Raw genomic sequence first — 22,173 nt, forward strand, 5'->3', positions numbered from 1 at the left:
TCGCTGGTTCAGCCGGTGGAGACCGGACCGGCTCCGGCCGCCTGGGCGATCCGCCGGCGCATGGACGCGGTGTCGTTGGCGCGCGGGAATTCCTCCTGGGGTGCCTCGACGCCGAGAAACGCGCACAGCGGCTCCCACCCCTGCTTCACGTCGTAGACAAGGACGTTGTCCGCGCCCAGGGCGCGCACGACCTCCTCGTTGTGCCGGTGGTAGACCTCGATGGCGTGGTCCTTGTCGCCGAACCGGCCGCCGAACAGGCCGTCCCAGACCATGGTGCTGGTGACGCGGAACAGCCGGGCCTGCTGGGATCCGGGTTCCGGCGGGTTCTGCATGCTCCGGAGGGCGAACTGGTACAGCGTGTCGTAGGTGCTCCGGTACCAGCTCTCGGCGTCACGCACCGTGAGGATCACTTTGGCCTCGGGAAAAGCCTCACTGATCCGCTGGTAGTAGATCGCGCAGGGACCGTCCACCGCGGAGCGGTAACCGTCGAACACCGCCGCCCAGTCGGGGCGCTCTCCGTCGCAGACGATCTTCTCCCACTGCTTGAGGCGCTCCTCGTCGCCGACGATGTCGAACATGTGGAAGGAGGGGCCGAGACCGAGCCGGTCCAGGGCCACCTTCAGTGATGTGGTGCCGGTCCTGCCCAGACCGGCGTTGATGAGCTTCAACACGGTTCTGTGTCCCCTTCCTCAGCGCCAGACCGCGGGTTCCTGGTGGGTGGCGACATTCACGCGGTTCCAGAAGTTGACCAGGCCGATGTGCATGACCAGCGCGCCGAGCTGCTCGTCGTTGTAGTGCCGGGCGGACTCCTCCCAGATCTCGTCCGGCGCCATGTCCTGCGGATCGGTCATCAAGGTGATGGCCTCGGCCATCTCCAGCGCGGAGCGCTCGGCGTCGTTGAAGCAGGACTCGGTCCGCCAGGCGGCCACCAGCGGAAGGCGCTCGTCCACCTTCTCCGCCTTCTCGGGGGTGTCCGGGAGCGTGTAGGCACGGCCGTTGATCTCGCTGACGCGCAGCCGGACGAGGTCGAGGGTCGTCTGCGGCACGCCGACCTTGCCGATGACCTCGCTCAGGTCGAGCAGGGGCTGCAGGGCGCCGGGAACGACCAGGGAAGGGTTGTCCATCCGTGGAGTCATCGGATCTTCTCCTGTGCGATAAGCGTGTATGAATTACCTGGGAAAACATGCTGCTCGGCGCCCGAACCATTCGCAAGAAATCGTTGTTCAACTGCGGAATGGGCGCAGATGAAACACCCGCAATCCGTAAGTTGCATGGAATTCAGTCGATGACTTGTAGTGGTCTCGTGTCAGAGTCCACCACAACCACGAGTAGGCAGCCGGTCTGCCGCAGCATTCGCGAAACACGGCAATTTCTTCTCGAGGGTCATTCCACGGTCGCCGGGCATGTGCTGGACGTGCTCACCGCCATCCGTGAGAGCGGCACGGAGCTCGGCGCCTACGTCGAGGTCGCGGAGGCCCGCGCGCTGCGGGAGGCCGAAGCGGCCGACCGCCTCGTGGCGGGTCTCGGCGCGGCCGCCTTCCGCGACCGGCCCCTGCTCGGCGTCACGGTGTCGGTGAAAGACCTCATCCAGACGCAGGACCTCCCCACCAGGCGGGGGTCACTGCTGGCGAACCGTCGCACCGCCGCCGACGCGCCCTGCGTGGCCCGGCTGCGGGCCGCGGGCGCGATCGTCGTGGGGAAGACGGCGACGTCGGAGTACGGATGGAGTGCGAGCACCGTCAGCCGGGTGGCCTCCCCCACCCGCAATCCCTGGGCGCTCGACAGGACCGCCGGCGGCTCCAGCGGCGGGTCGGCGGCCGCTGTCGCGGCGGGCCTGTGCACCGCCTCGCTCGGCACCGACGGGGCCGGGTCGGTCCGCATCCCCGCGGCGTTCTGCGGCGTGGTCGGGTTCAAGCCCTCCTTCGGGCGGATCCCCTACGTGCCGCCCTGCGCGGAACGGCTGTCCCATGTCGGGCCGCTTGCGCGCAGTGTGGCGGACGTCGGCGAACTCATGCCGGTGCTGGCCGGCCCCGACCACCGCGACCCCCACTCGATGCCTCCTGCGCCGGCGCCCGCGGCGGCGCACACCCCGCTGCGCATCGGCTGGATCGAGTTCGGCGGGACGTCCGGCGCGCTCCGCGACACCACCGAGCAAGTCCTGCCGGTGCTGACCGCGCTGGGACACCGCGTGGAGCGCATCGAGGCCCCGTTCCCCGACCCCTACGACGCCCTGGTGGACATCCTTGCCGCCGCCGAAGCGAACGGCACCGCGCCGGAGGACGAGCCGTGGTGCGACGAGGGCCGGCTCGCGGTCGTGCGGTACGGGCGCCTGCTGAGCGGCGCCGCGGTGGCCCGTGCCGAAAAGACACGGCTCGCTCTGCAAACGAGGCTCGCCCAGGTCATGGAGGACTACGACCTGCTGGCCATGGCGACCGTTCCGATCGAGCCCTTCGCCGCCGACGCGATCGCCCCGCCCTGGGCCGCCGACCCCGGGGACCTGCGCTGGCTCGCGTGGTCCCCCGCCACCTACCCGTTCAACCTCACCGGCCAGCCCGCCCTGTCGCTGCCCGTCGGCCTCACGCCGGCCGGGCTTCCGGTCGGGCTCCAGCTGGTGGGCCGGGTCGGCGAGGACCATCGCGTGCTCTGGGCCGCCGGACTCCTCGAGACGGCGCTCGGCCTCACCCTGACTCCCCCCGGCATCGCAACGAAAGGAAAATGACCATGCTTTCCAGGTCGTGGTCCCTGCACGGCGACGAGAGCGGCGTCGGCCGCCCCTCGTTCGTCGCCGAGTTCGGGCTCTGGGATGACCGGCAGGCCGCCGCAGCCGAGCAGGTCGAACTGCAGCTGGACGAGGTCGATCTCGTCCGGGTGGTGTTCTGTGACCCGCACGGACTCGCCCGGTCCAAGACGGTGCCCGCGAACGTGTTCCGCGCGGTGCTGCGCAACGGCATGGACTTCAGCGCCGGCCCGTTCCTCTTCGACACCGGTCACGCCGTGGCCGTCGACTTCCTCGCCGACGCCGGGGTCGGGGTCGGCGAACTGCTCGGCGCGGGCGACTTCGTACTCGTCCCTGACCCGCGCACGTTCCAGGTGCTGCCCAAGGCCGAGCCGAGGACCGCCTGGGTGCTCGGGAACGAGTACCTGCGCGACGGCACCCCGCACCCGCTGTCCGCCCGCGACGTCCTGCGCCGGGTCTGCGCCGAGTACGCCAGGCACGACCTGTCCCCGGTCATCGGTCTCGAGGTCGAGTGGTACCTCACCCGCCTCGCCGGCGGCCCGGTGGGCAACGCGGGCAACGGCTTCGGCCTTCAGGGGCCCGCCCCCGAGGTGGAGGCCGTGAACCCCGGCTACCAGTTCAACCTCGACAGCTACTACGACTCGGTGGCCGACGTCGCCGACCCGCTGGCCGCGATGCTCATGCAACTGGGCCTGCCCCTGCGCTCGTTCGAGCACGAGTCGGGTCCGGGACAGCTCGAGACGACCTTCAACCCGATGCTGGCGCTGGACGCCGCCGACGCGATGCTCCTGCTGCGCACCCAGCTCAAGCAGGAGTGCAGGCGGCGCGGCTACCACGCGTCGTTCATGACCCTGCCGCGCCTCGCCGGCTTCGACCCCAGCGGCTGGCACCTGCACCAGTCCGTCACCAGCACGAAGACCAACCTCAACCTGTTCGCCGAAGGCGACGGCCTGCAGGACGCCATCTCCCCCGCGGGCGAGGCCTACATCGGCGGCCTGCTGTCCCGCGCGCGGGAGTTGACTCTGCTGTCCGTTCCGACCGTGAACGGCTACCGGCGGCTGGCTCCGGAGTTCACGCTCGCACCGACCTTGGTCGACTGGAGGTTCGAGGACCGCAGCGCTATGGTCCGGGTTCTCAGCGGCGGCAGCTCGACCCACGTCGAGAACCGCATCGGGGAGCCTTGCGCCAACCCCTACCTCGCCATCGCCTCTCAGCTGCACGCCGGCCTCGAAGGGCTGCTCTCCGGCGCTGCGTCCGGCCGTAGCCCCCATGCTCCCCTGCCGAGGACGCTGCGCGAGGCCCTGGAGGCCTTCCGCGCGAGCGAGAGCGCCGAACGGCTGCTCGGCGCACCGCTCAAAGCGTGCCTGGCGAAGCTGAAACAGAGCGAGGCCGCCCGGTTCGACGCCTGGTGCGCGGCCGAACTTCCCGAGAACGCCCCGGGCGACGTCACCGAATGGGAACACCGCGAGTACTTCGGCGCCTTCTAAGCACCCCCTCAATGAACGCACCCCAGAGAACAGGGAGTTGACAGACATGTCACGGTACGAATGGGACGGAACCAACCCGGCCATCGAGACGCTCAAGGAAGCCATCGAGCCGTCCCGTCAGAAGGTCCTCAGCCACCCGATCTACCACCAGCTGAACACGGTGGACGCGGTCGTCACGTTCATGGAGCACCACGTGTTCGCGGTGTGGGACTTCATGTCCCTGCTCAAGTCCCTCCAGCGCCGGCTCACGTGCGTCGAGGTGCCGTGGGTGCCGTCCGCCGCCACCGGAAGCCGCCGGCTCATCAACGACATCGTCCTCGTCGAGGAGAGCGACGAGCTCGGCGACGGCTTCATCAGCCACTTCGAGCTGTACCTCGACGGCATGCGCCAGTCGGGCGCCGACACCTCGCGCATCGACGCCTTCATAGCCCTGCTGCGCGAGGGGCGTCCCGTCCCCGCCGCACTGAAGGAGGCGGGCGTGCCGCAGTCGGTGGCCGAATTCGTGGGCACGACCTGGGAGTTCATCGAGCACTCCCCCGTGCACTGCCAGGCCGCGGCGTTCGCCTTCGGCCGCGAGGACCTGATCCCCGACATGTTCGACCAGGTCGCCGCGCTCAACGCCGGCCACGGCTCGCTGTCCACCTTCGTCGACTACCTCAGGCGGCACATCCAGGTGGACGCCGAGGAGCACACGCCGATGGCGATGCAGATGCTCGCCGACCTGTGCGGCGACGACGAGGCCAAGTGGGCCGAGTGCCAGGAGACCATCGACCGCGCGCTCGCGGCCAGGACGGGTCTGTGGAACGGCATTTCGGACGCGGTCACCAAGCGCTCCCGCTGACGGGCCATCTCTTGTGAGGGTGAGCACAGCATGCCAAGGGTAAAAGACACTCCTTCCGTAGCCGCCTCCCAACGCACCGAGCGGATCGCCCGGCAGTCCCGCGATGAGAACTGGAAGAAACCACCGCGCCGCATCGAGACGTCGGAATGCATCACCTGTGACACGTGCCTGCGCAGCTGCCCGCCCGAGTTCGGGGCGATCTTCGACGACGGACTCAACGTCGTGATCATTCCCGAACTCTGCTCCGGCTGCCCGACGTGCGTGATGGTCTGCCCCGTCGACTGCATCTATGTGGACGAGGAGTGGACCGCCACCGAGGCCCGCATGTGGGACCACATCGACCTGACGGCCGGGGGAACGGCATGACGCTCCCCACCGAGCGGGACGACACGCTCACCCGCAGGGCCGCCCTGGCGAAGGCGCGGCAGTCCCGCAGGCCCAGCAGGCTCGGCCAACGGGCCGGTGCCACCAGCGAACCCGACTACCTGACAGCGGACGACGCCGGGTTCCCGACACTGCTCAAGAAGACCTGGCAGCAGGCGAGCGCCGCACCGGACCTGGCCACGGCCGTGGACACGCTGCTGACGCTCGCCGGGCACGTCCCGGCGGACATCCAATTGCGGGCGCTGCCCGTCGAGGCCGAGGCCGCGCTGAAGGTCCTGGCCGGCAGGTCCTGGCGGGACGACGGCCGGACCACCGACCGGGCCGACGGCGCCGCCACCGCGTTCCTCGGCGAGATCGGGCTGGACCAGAGCGGCCGGGTCGTCGTCCGGGTTCCGTCGAAGGGCCCGCTGAGCTCCGAGGCCGACCTGGTCGACGGCGTGCTGCGGGTGCCGTGGTCCGCCGAGGACCTCGCGGACTACCAGGCCGAACTGGCTCAGGCCGCCGGCCGGTGGCACGAGTCGGTGGCCGACTGCCGCCAGTGGCTGCTGACGGCAGGCGCCGACGGCCGCAATGCGCTGCTGGCGGACCTGACGGAGGCGGCGCTCAGGACCGCGCCGTTCATCCTCTACGCCGGTGAACGCCAGTACACCAACTTCCGCGGCCAGAACACACTGACGGGCAAGACGCTGCGGCCGGGGCACCCCGACTGCGCGCTGAGCAGCCTGGCGGGCGTGCCGCTGGAGCTGTGGTCGGACAGCGACGTGCTCCTGGTGGTCTGCCTCACGCTGCTGGTGCGGTCGGCCGGGTACTCCCGCATCGAGGAGGCGAACGGGACCCAGCTCACGCTCGACCACATGGCCCTGCTCCTGGAGCGGACGCGCACGGCCTACAACGCGGCCTCCCCCGCGCTGCCCCCGGTGCCGGCCCCGGCCTCGCATGGGGTGGCCGAGCTCGACGAGCTCGCCAAGGCGCTGGCCGGACGGCGCCGGGAACTCATGAAAACCGTGCAGCTCTACCGTGAGATCTACGGCCCGCTGATGCACAAGATCGAGCGGGTCGCCGGTCCCGTCAAGAACGACGGGCAGCGGCTGGAGGCCGAGCTCGTCGCACGCGTGCGCGAGCGGCTCCCGGTCACCGGCGACACCCTCGCCGAACTGGCCGCGGACCTCGAGGCCTCGCCCGGCCGGCTGGCCGAACCGCACGGCGAGTTCGGCACGGGCCTGGAGTCCCTGGTCTATGAGACCGTGCGCGCGGCGACCGCGGTGTTCGACGCCGACTTCGCGATGAGCCGCGGGATGCGGTCGCTGCCGGCGCTGATCGCGGCGCTGCGCTCGAAGGCGTATCCCACGATCGCCGGCTGGGAGATCCCGCACTTCTTCTGCTGTGTCGTGCCCTCGCAAGAGTCCCGCCGGCTCTTCGGCGGTTCCGCCGGCCGGCTGGCCGACACCTCGTGGGCCATCTCCTCGCGGATGCAGTACAACTCATGGCACTTCCTGGTCGGCAACCTCCCGAAGGTCCCCGAGATCGCGGCACGCGACCACTTCGTCCCGCCGGCGATCCCGGACATCGCCTACTACTCCGACCAGCACCACAACGGCCACGTCGCGGCCAAGGTGCGCTTCACCGTGCGCAGTCCGCAGGCGGTGGAGGTACTGGGCCAAAAGCTGGGCGGGTTCATGGACCTGCGGCTGCTGCGCTGCGAGGGGCTGCCGTTCGACGAGCAGGACCTGCTGGCGGCGCACCGGACCTCCGGGTTCATCGCGAAGGCGACGACCCTGGCCGCCACCCTGGTCGCCGACGGCGCGCACATCGAGGTCACCTCGTTCGACTCCCCGTGGCACTGGAACAAGATCGCCGCATAGCCGGAAAGCACGTCGGGCCCCCTGACTGTCCGTCAGGGGGCCCCACGTGTGTGCGGTGTCGGGGAGGTCAGACCGTCACGGGCTGCGACGCGGAGCGGGTGTGGACGGCGCGGTAGCTGTTCCAGTCGGCGCTCGTGGTCAGGGAGTTGCGCCGGTCCTGGAAGCCGCGGCGCGCGGAGGACCACTGGGCGTCGGCCTGCGTGCGGAAGGCGTCGTAGGAGTCCTTGCCGTCCCACTGGGAGTAGACGACGACGAAGTCGTTGTCCGCGCCGACGGTGGCCAGGGTGCCCTCGCCGCCCTCCAGGTTGCGGGAGCGGATGCCGCGCAGCACGCTCTGCGAACGGTAGCCGGGGACGTCCACCAGCCAGGAGTGGGCGGTGCCCAGCGTGGTGACGAGGGCGCCCTGTTCGGCGGGGTTGACGCCGAGGATCTCGATGACCGTGTAGTCGTCGCGGTCGGGTGAGACCTCGGTGGCGTCGCCCAGCGCGGGGTGGCGCTGGCTCAGTTCCACTTCGGTCTGCATCAGGCGGACGAAGGTCGTGATCTCCCGGAAGACCGGAACGGTGTGGTGCTTGAACTCGCTGTCGTTGTAGCGCGACTCCAGGTCCTGCATGCCACGCCACTGGATGAAGTTCGCGGTTCCCGGCGTCTGTTCGCCACGGTGCACGGTGCTCGAGATCCAGCCGGGGAACGCCGCGGTGTCGACGATCGCCTTCATCTCCTTGACGAGCGTGTCCACCCGGGCGCGGGTGTCGGTCTTGAACAGGTTGAGGACGGTCAGGTGCCCGTCTTCGGGGTTGATGAACGGCATGGTTCCTCCTGGGTTCGAGTTGAGCGCCCGCGACGGCGGGGCGTCATGTCCTAGTGGGTGTCGCGGGGCGCACCGAACCAGCGGCTCAGGGCGTCCGTCAGGCCGGCGGTGCCGGATCCGCCGGAGCCGATCCAGGCGATGTAGCCGTCGGGGCGGACCAGCAGCGCCTCGACATCCGCGAGCGCGCCCTTGGGCCGGGACTGCGCCACGACGACGTCGACCCGGTCCGTCCAGGGCTGCGCGGCGGTGTTCAGGCCGTCCCCGCCGCGCAGGTCGAGGACGAAGCCGCGCCCGCCGTGCAGGAGTTCGTAGGCGCTCACCTCGCCGGCCGGGTCGCCGGTGAGAGCGAAGTCCGGCAGCCGTCGGCCCAGCAGCGGGTGGTCGCCGGTTCCGGCGTCGTAGGCGATGTCGAGGCCCGTGACCATGCCGACGAGGAGCTTTTGGACGTCCTCGTAGGCCAGCAGTTCGGCGAAGACCGACCGCATCGGCTCCATCTCGGGGCCGCCGAGGTACAGACTGCGCTGGGAGAGCGTGTTGGCCAGGATGCGGGCGCCGACGGGGTGCCGCTCGGTGTGGTAGGTGTCGAGCAGCCCGTCCGGGGCGTGGCCGTGGATCTCGGCGGCGAGTTTCCAGCCGAGGTTGACGGCGTCGCCCAGGCCCGCGCTGATGCCCTGCGCGCCGATCGGCATGTGGATGTGCGCCGCGTCGCCCGCCAGGAAGACCCGGCCCTTGCGGTACTGCGCGGCCTGGCGGCTGGAGTCGGTGAAGTAGCTCAGCCACAGCGGTGTGCCGCTGTGGATGTCGTCGCCGGTCACCCGCTTGAAGGCGTCGGCCACCTCCTGGAAGGTGGGGGGCTCGGAGGTCGGGCGCACGCCCGCTCCCCGCTCGAAGACGACGACGCGCGTGGCGTTCGGGCCGACGGGCAGCACGACGACCATTCCCGCGTCGCCGAGCTCGCCGGTGGGACGCAGCCGCACCTGGACGTCGGCGACGTCGGCCATCAGCATCTCGAGGGTGGCCTCGTAGCCGGGGAAGTCGATGCCCGACAGGGTGCGCACGGCACTGCGCGCGCCGTCGCAGCCCACCACGTAGGCGGCGCGCAGGGTGCGCGGGCCCTCGGGGGTGTTCGCCCGCACTTCGACGCCGTCGTCGCCTGCGGTCAGTTCGGTGAGCTCCCAGCCGCGGCGGATCTCGGCGCCGAGGCCGGTCGCCCACGTGTGCAGGATCGTCTCGGTCAGCGCCTGGGGGACTCCCCGCACACCGAAGTTGCCGCCCGGCACGATGGTGTAGTCCAGGGGCATGCCGCCGAAGTGCCCGATCGGTATGACGCCCATGTCGCCGAACTGGTCCAGCAGTCCGCGCTGGCCGAACTCCTCCATGGTCCTGGCCGAGAAGCCGAGTGCGCGGGACTGCCGCATCGGCTCGGTCAGCTGCTCCAGTACGACGGCCTCGATCCCCGCCAGGCGCAGTTCGCCCGCGAGCATGAGCCCGGTGGGCCCGGCCCCCACGATGATCACGTCTGTGTCAAAGTCCTGCACTGTCTTTCCTGCCTCCCATGCGTACCTGCAAAAACGGGTCGTCGAGGTTGCTCGCCACCGCCGTCAGATGGGCGCGGACCTGGTCGAGCGCGATCAGCCCGGAGACAACCTCGCGCAGCGGCTCGGCCTCGGGGCCGCCGAACATCAGCTGTTCCTGGGCCGCGACGTAGTCGAGCACCCGGGCCGCAACGGGATGCCGTGCGTCGTGGTAGGTGTCGAGGAGTCCGGCGGCGGCCCGGCCGTGCACGGTCTCGGCGAGCTTCCAGCCCAGGTCGACCGCGTCCTGCAGCCCGATGTTGAGCGCCTGGCCGCCGACCGGCGGATGCCAGTGGGCGGCGTCGCCGGCCAGCAGGATCCGGCCGCGCCGGTAGGAGTCGGCCTGGCCCTTGGCGTCGTCGAAGGCGTCCAGCCAGAGGGGAGTTGCGCCGGAGATGTCCTCTGCGGTCACGCTCTCCCAGGCCTGGACGACCTCCCCGAACCCGGGCGGTCCCGAGCGTTCGGCCAGTGCGCCACCGAACGCGTGCACCATGACCCGGGTGACGCCGTCGCGGGTCGCCGCCACGGCGAACCCGCCGTCGAGCCGTTCGAACCGGCGGTCGCGGATCCGCAGTCCCGTGAGGTCGGCCCGCAGCAGCTCCTTCGTCGCCGGCGTGGCCGTCACGGCGAATCCGGCCAGTCGGCGCACCGTGCTGTGGGCCCCGTCGCAGCCCACCACGTACGCGGCCCGGATCAGCCGGCGGCCGCCGGGGCCCTGGATCGCGCAGACGACGTGATCCGACCGTTCGGTGAGTCCGGTCAGTTCGTGCGCGCGCAGCACCCTCGCGCCCAGCTCCACCGCCCGCTCGCCCAGCGCGGCCTCGGTGCGGTACTGGGGCACCTTCCAGTTGCCCCCGTACGCGCTGTCCACGTCGGACAGCTCGAATCCCAGCCCGCCGAAGTGCGTCCGCGGCTCGTGCGCGGCCTCGGCGAGCAGCGCGTCGAACCCGCGCTCGTGCAGCAACTCCGCGGTCAGCGTGGTGAGTTGGCTGGCCCGGGACTCGGTCATCGCAGTGGCCAGGCGCTCCACGACGACCACCGGGACCCGGGCCCGCCTCAGCTCGCAGGCCAGCAGGAGCCCGACGGGGCCCGCGCCGACGATGACGACCGGCGCGGCCGCCCGGGGCGGGATCACGGCTGCGCAGGCCCGCCGGCGACACCCTCGGCGTGGGCCTTCGCGAGGCCCAGGGTGGCCAGGCTGTTGCCGCTCAGGGCGGTGCGGACGAACTCCCGCGCGGTCTGGACCGTCGCGTCCTGGCCGAGCACCTTGGCGATGTTCTCGGTGTTGATCCGCACCGTGTGCCGCGACGTCACCGACACTCCGCCGCCCTCGCGCTCCTCGATGAGCCAGCGCCCGGTGTGCAGCGTCATCAGCGCGGGCAGGACGATCTGCTTGTACACGATGGCCGTCGCGGCCTTGCACACGCGCACGGACCGCGTGGTGTGGGTGCTGCCGTCCTTCGTGCGGGTGTCCATCTCCAGGATCTGCAGTCCGGGCTCGTCCTCCTCCAGCCACACCCGGGCGACGTGCGGCAGCCGCTCCTGCCAGAGCTGCGCCTCGTTGAGGAAGTCGTAGACGTCCTTGCCGGCCCCGTCGACCGCCACGGTGTCGTCGAAGGTGATGAGCTCGTCGGAGGCGGTCGCCTCGGCGCTCGCCTTCAGCGCCTGGAGCTCCGATGCGCTGTTGCGGTCCACCGCCTCGCTGATCCAGTCGAGATCGGCGGGGTCGTCGGTCGCCGCATGGAAGTCGTGCAGCAGACGCACCCGGCACGAGGTCGCGGAGACGGGCTCCACCACCCACGCGCCGCCCATGCCGCCGACCGGGTGCTGCGACCGCTCCTGACGGAACGTGACGCTCCTGCGCTCCGGGTCGTGCAGGCGCCGGGAGGTCCAGGTCTTGGCGGCGCCGTTCGCGGTCGCCCAGAGCCGGATCAGCTCCGCGTCGCCGTCCTTCTCGACGACCTCGGCGTGCACGGTCGGGGGAAAGGTCTCCGGCCACCTGCCGACGTCCGCGATCAGCGCGTACACCCGTTCGGCGGGGGCGGAGACGTTGATCTCGTGTTCCGTTGCACGTACCGATTTCTCGGTCACGTTTGTTCTCCTCTCGGTAACGGAGTCTCAAGCGGCCTCGCCGAACCAGCGCCGCAGTGCGGCCTGGAGACCGCCTCCGTTCGGCGCGGTCCAGGCGATGTAGCCGTCGGGGCGGACGAGCACCGACTCGGTCGCGGCGCCGTCCTCCTCCGGTCCGGCGGGGAAGCTCTTCACCCGGACCAGGTCGACACGGTCGGACCAGCCGGCGGCGGTCCGGCTCGTCCCGCCCGAGGCGTCGGCGGTGATCAGGACGCCGCGGGCCGGGTGCAGCAGTCGTGCGATCCGGTCGTGACCGCCCGCGGCGAGCTCCAGTTCGCGGTCGGCCATCCGGGTGCCGAGCAGGGGGTGCGCCGGCCGGTCGAGGTCGGGGCCGCCCAGTTCGTAGCGGATGTCGAGTCCGCTGACCAGGCCGGACAGGTGCCGTGCCACCGCCGGGATCGCGATGAGCTCCGCCATGACGGTCCGCAGTGGCTCGACCGACCTGCCGGTGAGGTTGAGCGTCCCCTGGGCGAGCGTGGTGCGCAGCACCCGCGCCCCCACCGGGTGGCGTTCGGCGTGGTAGGTGTCGAGCAGGCCCTCGGGGGCCCGGCCCCTGACCGTCGCCGCCAGCTTCCAGCCGAGGTTGAAGGCGTCCTGCACGCCGATGCTCAGCCCCTGCCCGCCGGCGGGCAGGTGGATGTGGGCGGCGTCGCCGGCCAGCAGCACCCGGCCGCGCCGGTACTCGGTGGCCTGGCGGGTGGCATCGGTGAAGCCGCTCACCCAGCGCGCCTCGCCGTCGTGGATCGAGTCGCCGGTCAGCCGCTGCCAGGCGTCCGCGACCTGAGTGAAGGTCACCTCGCGGCTGCGGTCCGGCTGCGTCCCGTTCTCGCAGACGATGATGCGGGTGTAGCCCTGCTCCAGCGGCGCCGCCATGACCATGCCGCTGGGCAGCAACTCGCCGATCATCCGCGGCTTGATGTCACAGCCCTTGACGTCCGCCAGGTACATCTCGCGGGTGGCGTCACAGCCGGCGAACTCAAAGCCCGCCAGACGCCGGACGGTGCTCCGCCCGCCGTCGCAGCCCACCAGGTAGCGGGCGGAGCACTCCTCGGGTCCTTCCGGCCCTCGCACGATCGCGGTGACGCCGTCCCCGGTGTCCCTCAGGCCGGTCAGCTCGTAGCCGCGGCGCACGGACACACCCAGCTCCAGCGCCCAGCTTTCGAGCATTTCCTCGATCTTGTACTGGGGGGCGCCGCGCACTCCGAAGTGCGACCCTTCCAGCACCCCGTAGTCGATCGGGATGCCGCCGAAGTGCCCCTGGCGGGTGATCTCGATGTTCTCCAGGCGTTCGAGAATCCCGCGCTGGTGGAACGCCTCGGTGGCGCGCGCGGTGAAGCCGATGCCGCGCGACTCCCAGCTCCGCTGGGCCCGCTGCTCGAAGACGATGACGTCGGCCCCGCCGAGGCGGAGTTCGGCCGCGAGCGTCAGTCCCGCAGGACCTGCCCCGATAACTATGACCTCGGTTTCCATTTTTCCTGTCCTGAGCCTCGACTTCTGCAATGGGGACCGGCTTCGCCCGCCGGGAATCAGGCCGGGATCGCCTCGATGACCGAGATCGGCGCGGTGGTGGGGACGGCCCTGGTGACCTTGAAGCCGGCCTTGGCGAACAGCTCGGTGTACTCGGCCAGCGTGCGGTCCTGGGCACCGAGCATCAGCATCAGCCAGAGGTCGATGGTGTGGCCGAGGTGCTGCTCGTTGTTCTCGGGGAGCACGTATTCGATGACGAGCAGCTTGCCGTCGGGGCCGATCGCCTGGCGCGCGTTGCGCAGCGCCGTCACGGCGTCGGCCTCGGAGAAGTCGTGGATGATGTGCTTGAACAGGTAGGCGTCACCGCCCGCCGGCAGCTTGTCGAGGTAGCCGCCGTGCTCGATCGTGAGCCGGTCCGCGACCCCGGCCGCCTCGAAGAGCGCGGGCGAGTCCACGGTCGCCACCTCGGAGTCGTACAGCACGCCCTTGACGTTCGGCGCCTGCTGGAGGATGCCCGCCAGGAGGTTGCCGCGACCTGCGATGACGTCCACGACCGTGTGGAACTGGGAGAAGTCGTAGGCAGCCAGGATCGGGTCGGTCTCCGACTCCGAGAGCTCGCCGAACGCCTTGAAGAACACGCTCGCGTATTCGGGGGTCGCGTGGAAGAAGTCCAGCGCGCCCATGCCGCGCAGCTTCGGCAGGTTGGGCTCGCCGGTCTCCACGGTGGTGAACAGGTGGCCCCACTCCTCGTGCAGCAGGGGGTGGCTCATCAGCAGGGCGAAGCCGCGCATCGAGTCCGGCACGTCGTCACGGAGCTTGTCGGACAGCGGCGTGTTCTCGAACCGGCCGTCGCCACGGACCGCGAACACCCCGTGGCCGCAGAGCGCGCGCAGGATCCGGTGGGTCGCCTTGGGGTCGGACCCGACCCGCCCCGCGATGTCCTCGACGGACAGCGGTCCGTCGGCAAGGACATCCGCAATGCCCAGCTTGGCCGCGACGGAAATCGCCTGGGTGATCACAGCACCCTGAATCAGATTGAGCAGCGCGTACGAGTCGGACTGGTCACGGACCTCGGACAATGCGGACATGAATTTCCTTTCAGAGCGCCCTTTTCGCGGGTTCCAGACGATAGGTCGGCGCTTCTCAGACCCGCAACTCCGGCATTATTGGAATTGTCCCCTCGAACGTTCAACCGGAGAATTTAAGCGGTTGAACAGAGTCACTTCCACCGCCGCTCCACCGGTAATCCGGCCCGCCTTGTCAAGTTGTTCCGGCCCCATATGGACCCCGAGAAGGGCCGGGTGAAATAGCGGACAGGGCAGGGCAGACAGCGCTGATCACCGGTGGCACGAGCGGTCGGGGGCACCGGGTCCCCGGTACGACGTGATCGACGCCGGCCCGAACAGCGCCGTCCCGCTGACGCGCGTCCTGAACAGCGTCGCCCCGCTGACGCGCGTCCTGGTCGAGCGCGGCTGGGGTCGACCTTGCGGCAAGCAGGGCGACGTGCCGGGCGCCCGTGACCGCGCAGGCGATGCATGTCTGCGCAGGCCTCACCACCACTGATCGCGATCCCACAGACACATCGAGGAGGCCCCGTTGCGGCACGACACCCCGACCCCAGTGGACTTCTGGTTCGACCCGACCTGCCCCTGGGCGTGGCTGACCTCCCGCTGGATTCTCGAGGTCGCACGGCGACGGCCCCTTGAGCTCCGCTGGCACCTCATGAGCCTGACCATGCTCAACGAGGGACGTGCCGACCTGCCCGAGCGCTGGCACCGGGACCTGGCTCTGCGACTGGAGCCGGTGCGGGTCTGCGCCGCCGCCGGGCGAAAGCACGGCTCCGGGGCGCTGGGCCGGCTGTACACCGAACTCGGCACCCGGTTCCATCTCGAGAAGGCGCCCAAGGAGCGGTCCACCTACGCGGCCGCCCTGGCCGCCGCGGGCCTCGACCCCGCCCTGGCCGACGCGGCCGGATCCGACGCGTTCGACAGCGCGGTGCGCGCCTCGCACAACGACGGCATCGGCCGCGTCGGTACCGATGTGGGCACACCTGTCGTCGCGGTGGGGGACGTGGCGTTCTTCGGCCCGGTGGTGACGCCGACCCCGCGCGGTGAGGCCGCGGTGAAGCTCTGGGACGGTGTGCTCGCCGTGGCCGGGACCGACGGGTTCTTCGAACTCAAGCGCACCCGCACCCGGGATCCGATCTTCACCTGAGCTCCGCCGTCAGCGCCGTGACGCGACCAGCGGGTTCGTAACTGCTGCGGGCTTCGTCATCGAATCTCAGCGTTTGTCAACTTCTGTTACTGGTCGGGGTGTTGTCGGTGGCGGCCGGTAGCCTGACCGGGTGATCGTCACGCATGCCTACCGGTTTGCGCTGGACCCGACGCCTGGTCAGGTCGGCGCGCTGCTGCGGCATGCCGGTGCGGCCCGGGTGGCGTTCAACTGGGGTCTCGCGCAGGTGAAGGCGAACCTCGGGCAGCGGGAGGCGGAGGGGTCCTACGGCATTGCCGAGGACGATCTGACGCCGTCGTTCGGCTGGTCGATGTATTCCCTGCGCAAGGCCTGGAACGCAGCGAAGAGCGAGGTGGCGCCGTGGTGGGCGGAGTGCTCGAAGGAGGCGTACACCACCGGGCTGGACCAGCTCGCCCGGGCCTTGAAGAACTGGTCCGATTCCAAGCGCGGCAAGCGCAAGGGCCCGCGGATGGGCTTTCCTCGCTACAAGTCGAAGCGGAAGACCATGGCGTCGGTTCGGTTCACCACCGGCACGATCCGCCTGGAAGACGACCGCAGGCACGTCACGCTCCCGGTCCTGGGAACGATCAAGACGCATGAGTCCACACGGAAGCTGCACCGCCGGATCATGACCGGTAGGGCGGTGGTGAAGTCGGCGACCGTCCGCCGCGAGGCGGGCCGCTGGTTCGTGTCCTTCACCTGCGAAGTCGAGCGCGCCGAGACTACCCCGGGCCGGGCGGACTCGGTCCTCGGCGTCGACCTGGGCATCAGGCACCTCGCGGTGTTCTCCGACGGCCGCCCGGCCGCCGAGAATCCCAAGCACTACGACACCGCGCGCCGCAAGCTCGGCCGCCTGTCCCGTACGGTCGCCCGCCGCCTGGGCCCTGACCGGCGCACCGGGCAGCAGCCCTCGAAGCGCTGGCAGCGCGCGAATGCGGCCCGCAACCGGGTGCACTACCGCACCGCGAACCTGCGGCGGGACGCGCTCCACAAGCTCACCACCAGCCTGGCCCGCGAGTACGGCACGATCGTGGTGGAAGACCTCAACGTCTCGGGGATGCTCAAGAACCGCAGACTCGCCCGCGTCGTGGCCGACGCCGGGTTCGGCGGGATCCGGCGTCAACTCGCCTACAAGACCCAGTGGAACGGCGGAACGCTCGAAGTCGCGGACCGCTGGTTCCCCAGCAGCAAGACGTGTTCCGGATGCCAGGCAGTGACACCCAAACTGCCTCTGCGGATACGGATGTACGTGTGCGAACACTGCGGACTCGTCCTCGACCGGGACGAGAACGCGGCACTGAACCTCGCCGCGCTCGTGAAGCGGCACGTCGCCGGGAGTGGCCCGGAGACAGAAAACGGACGTGGAGCCGACCGTAAGACCCCGTCCCGCGGGGCCGGTGGCATTGAAGCGTCTACCCCGCATTGACACCTCCCGGTATTGAGTGAGACGGGGACCTTCGCCCAGCAATGGGCGAATCACTGAGATTCGTAGAAACTCGGTGAACGGCGGTCCAGTTGTCGCTCAGCCAGGTCTCCAGGGAGACGAGGTCGGGCCTGTTCCGGCGGAGTTCGGCCAGGTCGGCGTGGTAGCCGTCGCGCTCGAACCAGTCGAACATGTTGGCGAGGTCTGCGCGGGCCGCGCGCAGCGGCTCGATGGGCAGCTGCTGGAAGCGGGTCGGGACGCCGGACACGGCCTCGAACGCGGCGGCCATCTGCGGTCCGGTCAGCACGTCACCGGCGATCTCGACCACCCGGCCGAGCCAGGCATCCGGGTTCTCGAAGGCGTCCGCGGCGAACGCGCCGATGTCACTGGTCGCGATGAGCTGCACCGGGGTCTCGGGGTCCAGCCACAGGGACAGGACGAGCTCGCCCTGCACCGGGCGCGGGGCGATGTCGAGGAGGATGTCGTGGAACATGACCGGCCGCAGCACGGTCGTCGGCAGATCGAGCGTCTGCAGGTGTCGCTCGATCCTCAGCTTGCTCTCGAAGTGCGGGACACGGGTGTCCCGGTCCGCGCCGCCGACCGAGCTGTAGACGAAGTGCTTCACCCCGGCCCGGGCCGCGGCGTCGGCCACCGCCCGGCCCTGCCGCTCCTCGGCCTCGACCCCGCCGGGGCCCCGGAAGGTCTGGACGCTGAACACCCCGTGGACGTCCTTCATCGCCGCCGGCAGCGACGCCTCGTCGTCCATGTCGCCGCGGACGAGGACCGCGCCCGCCTCCTCGAGCGCCCGCGCCTCCTCCTTGCCCGGGTCGCGGACCAGGGCGTGCACGGTTCGCCCGCGCCGCAGCAGTTCGCGGGCCACCGCCCCGCCCTGCCGGCCGGTACCGCCCAGCACCAGGATCGTTCCTTCAACCGCCACTGTCTGCCTCCGTGTCTCGTGCCCGCCGGGTCCTGGCCCGGCTTTTGCGATCAGATGTGATGGCCGCGAACGGCCGCGATCCCTCGGGGGATCAGGCCGCCGGCATGGCTGCCCCGGTCGGTGCGTTCCGCGCTACCACGCAATGGATCCGTCATCCGCCAGGCACTCGCCCGACGGGCCGCTCTCGTCCAGCAGGGCGAGCCGGACCACGATCACGGCCCCTTCGGCGGGTGTCCGGTGACCGCGGTGGTGGTTGATGTCCGTGGCCACCACTCCGGGGAGGGCGGCGTTGACCTTGATCGGGGTCCCTCGCAGCTCTTTCGCGTACGCGACCGTGACCGCGTTCAGCGCGGTCTTCGAGGACTGGTAGGCGATCATGTTGACGCCCGCCAGCGGGGAACCCGGATCCGCGTTCAGGGTCAGCGACCCCGCATGGCTGGACAGGTTGACGACGCGGCCGGCCGGGGAGCGGCGCAGCAGCGGCAGCATCGCGTGGGTCACGGTGACCACGCCGAAGACGTTGGTCTCGTAGACCTCCCGCAGGTCGGCGGCGGTCGCCTCGCTGGGCGTGCCGGTGAAGCCGCCCGCGACGCCGGCGTTGTTCACCAGGATGTCCAGGCGTCCGTACCGCCGTTCGATCTCGCGGGCGGCCTCGGCCACCGAAGCCGGGTCCCTCACGTCGAGCCGGAGCGGCATCGCGGTGATGCCGTCGCCGGCCAGTGCGTCGGCGGCCTGCTTGCCGAGCACCTCGTCCCTCGCACCGACGATGACGACGATCCCCTGCTCACCGAGCTGTCGCGCGATGGCGAATCCGATGCCCTTGTTGGCACCCGTGATGAGCGCGATCTTCTCGACCGGCACGTCTTCTTCCTTTCGTGATGGGCGTTCCGCTTCAAGCGCGCCGGCAACGGTCCGCCGCGCGATGAACGGGACGGCGGGCGGCATGCTTTCGAGAGCCTTAATTACGCGTGCATTCACAGTAGTGAGAAGCAAAACCCGAGGGCACCTCCGATGTTGCTGCCGTGCAGACTCCGCGTTCAAGTGTTCAATATCGCGTTCAAGCACGCTGATTCCGCGGTCGAACGCTCCACCGGCGCTCGCGAATTTCAACTCATTGCGGTCGAACATAGCGCTGGGTAGCTTCACAATGGCCAACTAATGCCACAGTGCAGAGGGCCTTAAAAAATGAAAACAACTGACGTGATAGTGGTCGGTGCAGGGCCTGTCGGCCTGATGCTGGCCGGAGAACTCCGCCTGGGCGGAGTGGACGTGGCCGTCTACGACAAGCTGCCCGCCCCGGCCGGGGAATCGCGTGCCCTCGGCTTCAACAGGCGGGCTGCCGAGTCTCTGGGACAGCGCGGGCTGCTCCCCCGCCTGGGCGAGTTCCGGTGGGGCCCGATGGGACACTTCGGCGGGGTCCGCTTCGACCTCGGCATGCTCGATGAGGACCACAGCGGAGTGCTGGGCCTGTCCCAGGCCAGGACCGAGGAGGCGCTGAGCGGCTGGCTGGCCGAGCTCGGCGTCCCGGTGCGCCGCGGCCACGAGGTGACCGCAGTGCGCGAGAGCTCCGAGGGCGTCGTGGTCTGCTTCGCCGGCCTGGACGGACCCGGCGAGGAGAGGGCCGCGTACCTGGTCGGCTGCGACGGCGCGGGAAGCACCGTCCGTGCGCTGGCCGGAATCCCGGCTCCCGGCTGGGAGGCCACCCGGGGCATGTACACCGCGGAGATCACCGGTGTCGCCCTGCGCCCCCGGCCCATCGGCGAGCGTCTTCCCGGCGGCAGCATGGTGGTGTGCACTCCGCTGGGCGAAGGCCGCTACCGCGTCGTCATCCACGACCTGGCCCTGCCTGCCCGTCCGGACCCGGGTTCGCTGACGTTCGCGCAGGTCGCCGACGCGTGGCAGCGGCTCACCGGTGAGTCCATCGGCCACGCGGAGCCCCAGTGGCTGTGGGCCTGCGGCAACTCCGCCGCGCTGGCCCAGGAGTACCGGCGCGGCCGGGTGCTCCTGGCGGGCGACGCCGCGCACGAGATCCCGCCGCTGGCCGCGTGGGGGCTCAGCGCCGGACTCCAGGACGCGGTGAACCTCGGCTGGAAGCTGGCGGCGACGGTCACGGGCCGGGCCCCCGAGGGCCTGCTGGACACCTACCACAGCGAACGCCACCCCGTCGGGCGGGAGTTGATCCGCAACGCCCGGGCGGCGTCGAAGATCTACCTCGGCGAGGACGCCATGGACCCGGTCCGCGAGGTCATGGGCGAGCTGCTGGCCCACAAGGGAGCGGCGGAGCAGGTCGCCGGGATCGTCAGCGGCCTCGGCATCCGCTACGACCTGGGCAAGGGCGAGCACCCGCTGCTCGGCCTGCGCATGCCGCCCGAGCGCGAACTCACCCTGCCCGACGGCACCCGCACCCGCATCGCCGACCTCCTGCACACCGGACACGGCCTGCTCATCACCACGAACAACACGACGCCACAGCCCGCCGAAGGCCTCCCCGACCGGCTCGACGTCATCACCGGGACCTGGACCACCGACCCCGACCCCGCACTCGAGACGGTCCTCATCCGCCCCGACGGCTACGTCGCCTGGACCTCCCCCGGCAGCACCGACGACCTCACCCAGGCCCTCGACCGCTGGTTCGGCACCACCCGGCGGCCCCCGGCCCGTGGGCCCCGGGCCCGGGGGCCGGTCACCGTCTGCGGCATCGATCGATGAGGAGCGTACGTATGGCCAGGGATGTGATCGTCGTCGGCGCGGGCCCGGTCGGGCTGATGATGGCGGGCGAACTCAAGCTCGGCGGCGTGGACGTCGTCGTCTACGAGAGGCTTCCCGCCCCGCCGCGGGAGTCGCGCGGCGCGAGCTTCACCAAACGCACCGCCGAGTGCTTCGACCAGCGGGGCCTGCTCGGCAGGCTCGGCGAGACCGAGCCCGCCGACAGCCACTTCGGCGGGGTGCCGATCGACCTCGGCATGCTGGCGGAGGACCACTACGGGCACCGGGGGATCTCCCAGTTCCGCACCGAGCGGATGCTGGAGGGCTGGGTGAGCGAGCTCGGCGTGCCGGTCCTGCGCGGCTACGAGGTGACCGGCTTCCAGGAGACCCCCGAGGGCGTCGTGGTCTGCTTCGCCGGCCCCGACGGACCCGGCGAGGAGAGGGCCGCGTACCTGGTCGGCTGCGACGGCGGGCGCAGCTCCGTCCGCAAACTGGCCGGGATCGGCTTCCCCGGCTCCGACGGCCGGCGCGGCTTCCTCACGGCCGACGTCACCGGGATCGACACGCGCAAGCGGCGCATCGGCGAGAACCTGCCGGGCGGCAGCATGATCATGGCGATGGACCTGGAGAACGGCGTCACCCGGGTCGTCGTCCACGAGGCCGGCACGCCGCCGCGCGATCGTGACTGCCTCACCTATGCCGACCTCGCCGATGCCTGGCAGCGGCTCACCGGCGAGTCCATCCACCACGGGCAGTGCCGCTGGATCAGCTGCTTCACCGATGCCTCACGGGCCGCCGCCGAGTACCGGCGCGGCCGGGTGTTCCTGGCGGGCGATGCCGCGCACGTGCAGCCCCCGGCCATGGCGCAGGGGCTGAGCGTGGGCGTCCAGGACGCGGTGAACCTCGGCTGGAAGCTGGCGGCGGCGGTCACGGGCCGGGCCCCCGAAGGGCTGCTCGACACCTACCACGGCGAACGCCACCCCATCGGGGAGCAGTTGGCGCGCAACGCCCGCGCGGCCATCGAACTGCGGCTCACCGGCGAGGACATGGACCCGGTGCGCGAGGTCATGGGCGAGCTGGTCGCCCACAAGGACGCCGCCGGCCACCTGGCCGGAATGCTGAGCAACCTCGGCATCCGCTACGACCTGGGCAAGGGCGAGCACCCGCTGCTCGGCCTGCGCATGCCGCCCGAGCGCGAACTCACCCTGCCCGACGGCACCCGCACCCGCGTCGCCGACCTCCTGCACACCGGACACGGCCTGCTCATCACCACGAACAACACGACGCCACAGCCCGCCGAAGGCCTCCCCGACCGGCTCGACGTCATCACCGGGACCTGGACCACCGACCCCGACCCCGCACTCGAGACGGTCCTCATCCGCCCCGACGGCTACGTCGCCTGGACCTCCCCCGGCAGCACCGACGACCTCACCCAGGCCCTCGACCGCTGGTTCGGCACCACCCGGCGGCCCTAGGCGCTCTCGACCGGGGGTCCGGAGCCCCCGGCCAGACTGCCAAAACCTGTCCCGACGCCGACCGTCGGCGCCGAGACGGCCTCTACGACACTAACCATGAAGGATCT

Annotated in this window: 19 protein-coding genes; 9 read left to right on the forward strand and 10 right to left on the reverse strand. The window is 70.6% G+C overall.

Annotation, left to right across the window (positions count from 1 at the left end; all coding sequences use genetic code 11):
- Positions 1–8: 8 nt before the first annotated feature.
- Positions 9–671, reverse strand: coding sequence for a sulfotransferase family protein (locus ACZ4RZ_RS47385; RefSeq protein ID WP_467753811.1), 663 nt, complete (start codon positions 669–671; stop codon positions 9–11).
- A gap of 18 nt (positions 672–689) precedes the next feature.
- Entirely contained in the window at positions 690–1,136 is a 447-nt protein-coding gene (locus tag ACZ4RZ_RS47390) for a carboxymuconolactone decarboxylase family protein (RefSeq protein WP_467753812.1), read from the reverse strand.
- A gap of 278 nt (positions 1,137–1,414) precedes the next feature.
- Here ACZ4RZ_RS47390 and ACZ4RZ_RS47395 point away from each other — a divergent pair, with 278 nt between their 5' ends.
- Genes ACZ4RZ_RS47395 through ACZ4RZ_RS47415 form a run of 5 tightly spaced genes read left to right on the forward strand, consistent with a single transcriptional unit; the run spans position 1,415 to position 7,311 of the window.
- Positions 1,415–2,719, forward strand: a complete 1,305-nt coding sequence (locus ACZ4RZ_RS47395) for an amidase (RefSeq protein WP_467753814.1) — start codon at positions 1,415–1,417, stop codon at positions 2,717–2,719.
- Positions 2,720–2,721: 2 nt separating this feature from the next.
- The gene (locus ACZ4RZ_RS47400) at positions 2,722–4,224 is read left to right on the forward strand and encodes a glutamine synthetase family protein (RefSeq protein ID WP_467753815.1); all 1,503 of its coding nucleotides are present in this window, start codon (positions 2,722–2,724) and stop codon (positions 4,222–4,224) included.
- A gap of 46 nt (positions 4,225–4,270) precedes the next feature.
- Positions 4,271–5,065, forward strand: coding sequence for a DUF3050 domain-containing protein (locus ACZ4RZ_RS47405; RefSeq protein ID WP_467753816.1), 795 nt, complete (start codon positions 4,271–4,273; stop codon positions 5,063–5,065).
- 30 nt (positions 5,066–5,095) lie between these two features.
- Positions 5,096–5,431 carry a 4Fe-4S dicluster-binding protein gene (locus ACZ4RZ_RS47410; RefSeq protein WP_467753817.1) on the forward strand — a complete coding sequence of 112 codons (336 nt, stop codon included), beginning with the start codon at positions 5,096–5,098 and terminating at the stop codon, positions 5,429–5,431.
- On the forward strand, positions 5,428–7,311 hold the full coding sequence (locus ACZ4RZ_RS47415; RefSeq protein ID WP_467753818.1) for a hypothetical protein: 1,884 nt from the start codon (positions 5,428–5,430) through the stop codon (positions 7,309–7,311). Before ACZ4RZ_RS47410 ends, ACZ4RZ_RS47415 begins: the two co-directional genes overlap by 4 nt.
- Positions 7,312–7,378: 67 nt before the next feature.
- On the opposite strand, the gene ACZ4RZ_RS47420 is transcribed toward ACZ4RZ_RS47415, so the two are convergent.
- The 6 genes from ACZ4RZ_RS47420 to ACZ4RZ_RS47445 are packed head-to-tail and all read right to left on the reverse strand — an operon-like array spanning position 7,379 to position 14,381.
- Positions 7,379–8,122 carry an antibiotic biosynthesis monooxygenase gene (locus tag ACZ4RZ_RS47420; protein WP_467753819.1) on the reverse strand — a complete coding sequence of 248 codons (744 nt, stop codon included), beginning with the start codon at positions 8,120–8,122 and terminating at the stop codon, positions 7,379–7,381.
- Positions 8,123–8,172: 50 nt separating this feature from the next.
- Positions 8,173–9,660: an FAD-dependent monooxygenase gene (locus ACZ4RZ_RS47425; protein WP_467753820.1), complete on the reverse strand. Its 1,488-nt coding sequence runs from the start codon at positions 9,658–9,660 to the stop codon at positions 8,173–8,175.
- The gene (locus ACZ4RZ_RS47430) at positions 9,647–10,831 is read right to left on the reverse strand and encodes an FAD-dependent monooxygenase (protein WP_467753821.1); all 1,185 of its coding nucleotides are present in this window, start codon (positions 10,829–10,831) and stop codon (positions 9,647–9,649) included. Before ACZ4RZ_RS47430 ends, ACZ4RZ_RS47425 begins: the two co-directional genes overlap by 14 nt.
- Positions 10,828–11,787 carry an aromatase/cyclase gene (locus ACZ4RZ_RS47435; protein WP_467753822.1) on the reverse strand — a complete coding sequence of 320 codons (960 nt, stop codon included), beginning with the start codon at positions 11,785–11,787 and terminating at the stop codon, positions 10,828–10,830. The genes ACZ4RZ_RS47430 and ACZ4RZ_RS47435 overlap by 4 nt, the downstream gene beginning before the upstream one ends.
- 27 nt (positions 11,788–11,814) lie before the next feature.
- Entirely contained in the window at positions 11,815–13,296 is a 1,482-nt protein-coding gene (locus ACZ4RZ_RS47440) for an FAD-dependent monooxygenase (RefSeq protein ID WP_467753823.1), read from the reverse strand.
- Between the two features lie 56 nt (positions 13,297–13,352).
- The gene (locus ACZ4RZ_RS47445; RefSeq protein ID WP_467753824.1) at positions 13,353–14,381 is read right to left on the reverse strand and encodes a methyltransferase; all 1,029 of its coding nucleotides are present in this window, start codon (positions 14,379–14,381) and stop codon (positions 13,353–13,355) included.
- Positions 14,382–14,889: 508 nt separating this feature from the next.
- Here ACZ4RZ_RS47445 and ACZ4RZ_RS47450 point away from each other — a divergent pair.
- Together ACZ4RZ_RS47450 and tnpB are read left to right on the forward strand one after the other, a co-directional pair.
- Positions 14,890–15,507 carry a mycothiol-dependent nitroreductase Rv2466c family protein gene (locus ACZ4RZ_RS47450; protein ID WP_467753825.1) on the forward strand — a complete coding sequence of 206 codons (618 nt, stop codon included), beginning with the start codon at positions 14,890–14,892 and terminating at the stop codon, positions 15,505–15,507.
- 130 nt (positions 15,508–15,637) lie between these two features.
- Entirely contained in the window at positions 15,638–16,951 is a 1,314-nt protein-coding gene (tnpB, locus tag ACZ4RZ_RS47455; RefSeq protein WP_467753826.1) for an IS607 family element RNA-guided endonuclease TnpB, read from the forward strand.
- Here the strand turns inward: tnpB and ACZ4RZ_RS47460 are convergent.
- Positions 16,938–17,885: an NmrA/HSCARG family protein gene (locus ACZ4RZ_RS47460; RefSeq protein WP_467753827.1), complete on the reverse strand. Its 948-nt coding sequence runs from the start codon at positions 17,883–17,885 to the stop codon at positions 16,938–16,940. The two genes, tnpB and ACZ4RZ_RS47460, sit on opposite strands and share 14 nt — an antisense overlap.
- Positions 17,886–18,017: 132 nt before the next feature.
- On the reverse strand, positions 18,018–18,746 hold the full coding sequence (locus ACZ4RZ_RS47465; RefSeq protein ID WP_467753828.1) for an SDR family oxidoreductase: 729 nt from the start codon (positions 18,744–18,746) through the stop codon (positions 18,018–18,020).
- 324 nt (positions 18,747–19,070) lie between these two features.
- Here ACZ4RZ_RS47465 and ACZ4RZ_RS47470 point away from each other — a divergent pair, with 324 nt between their 5' ends.
- Together ACZ4RZ_RS47470 and ACZ4RZ_RS47475 are read left to right on the forward strand one after the other, a co-directional pair.
- Positions 19,071–20,594, forward strand: a complete 1,524-nt coding sequence (locus tag ACZ4RZ_RS47470; RefSeq protein ID WP_467753829.1) for an FAD-dependent monooxygenase — start codon at positions 19,071–19,073, stop codon at positions 20,592–20,594.
- Positions 20,595–20,605: 11 nt separating this feature from the next.
- On the forward strand, positions 20,606–22,066 hold the full coding sequence (locus ACZ4RZ_RS47475) for an FAD-dependent monooxygenase (RefSeq protein WP_467753831.1): 1,461 nt from the start codon (positions 20,606–20,608) through the stop codon (positions 22,064–22,066).
- Positions 22,067–22,173 lie beyond the last annotated feature (107 nt).

The organism is Streptomyces sp. NPDC027189, from assembly GCF_055566975.1.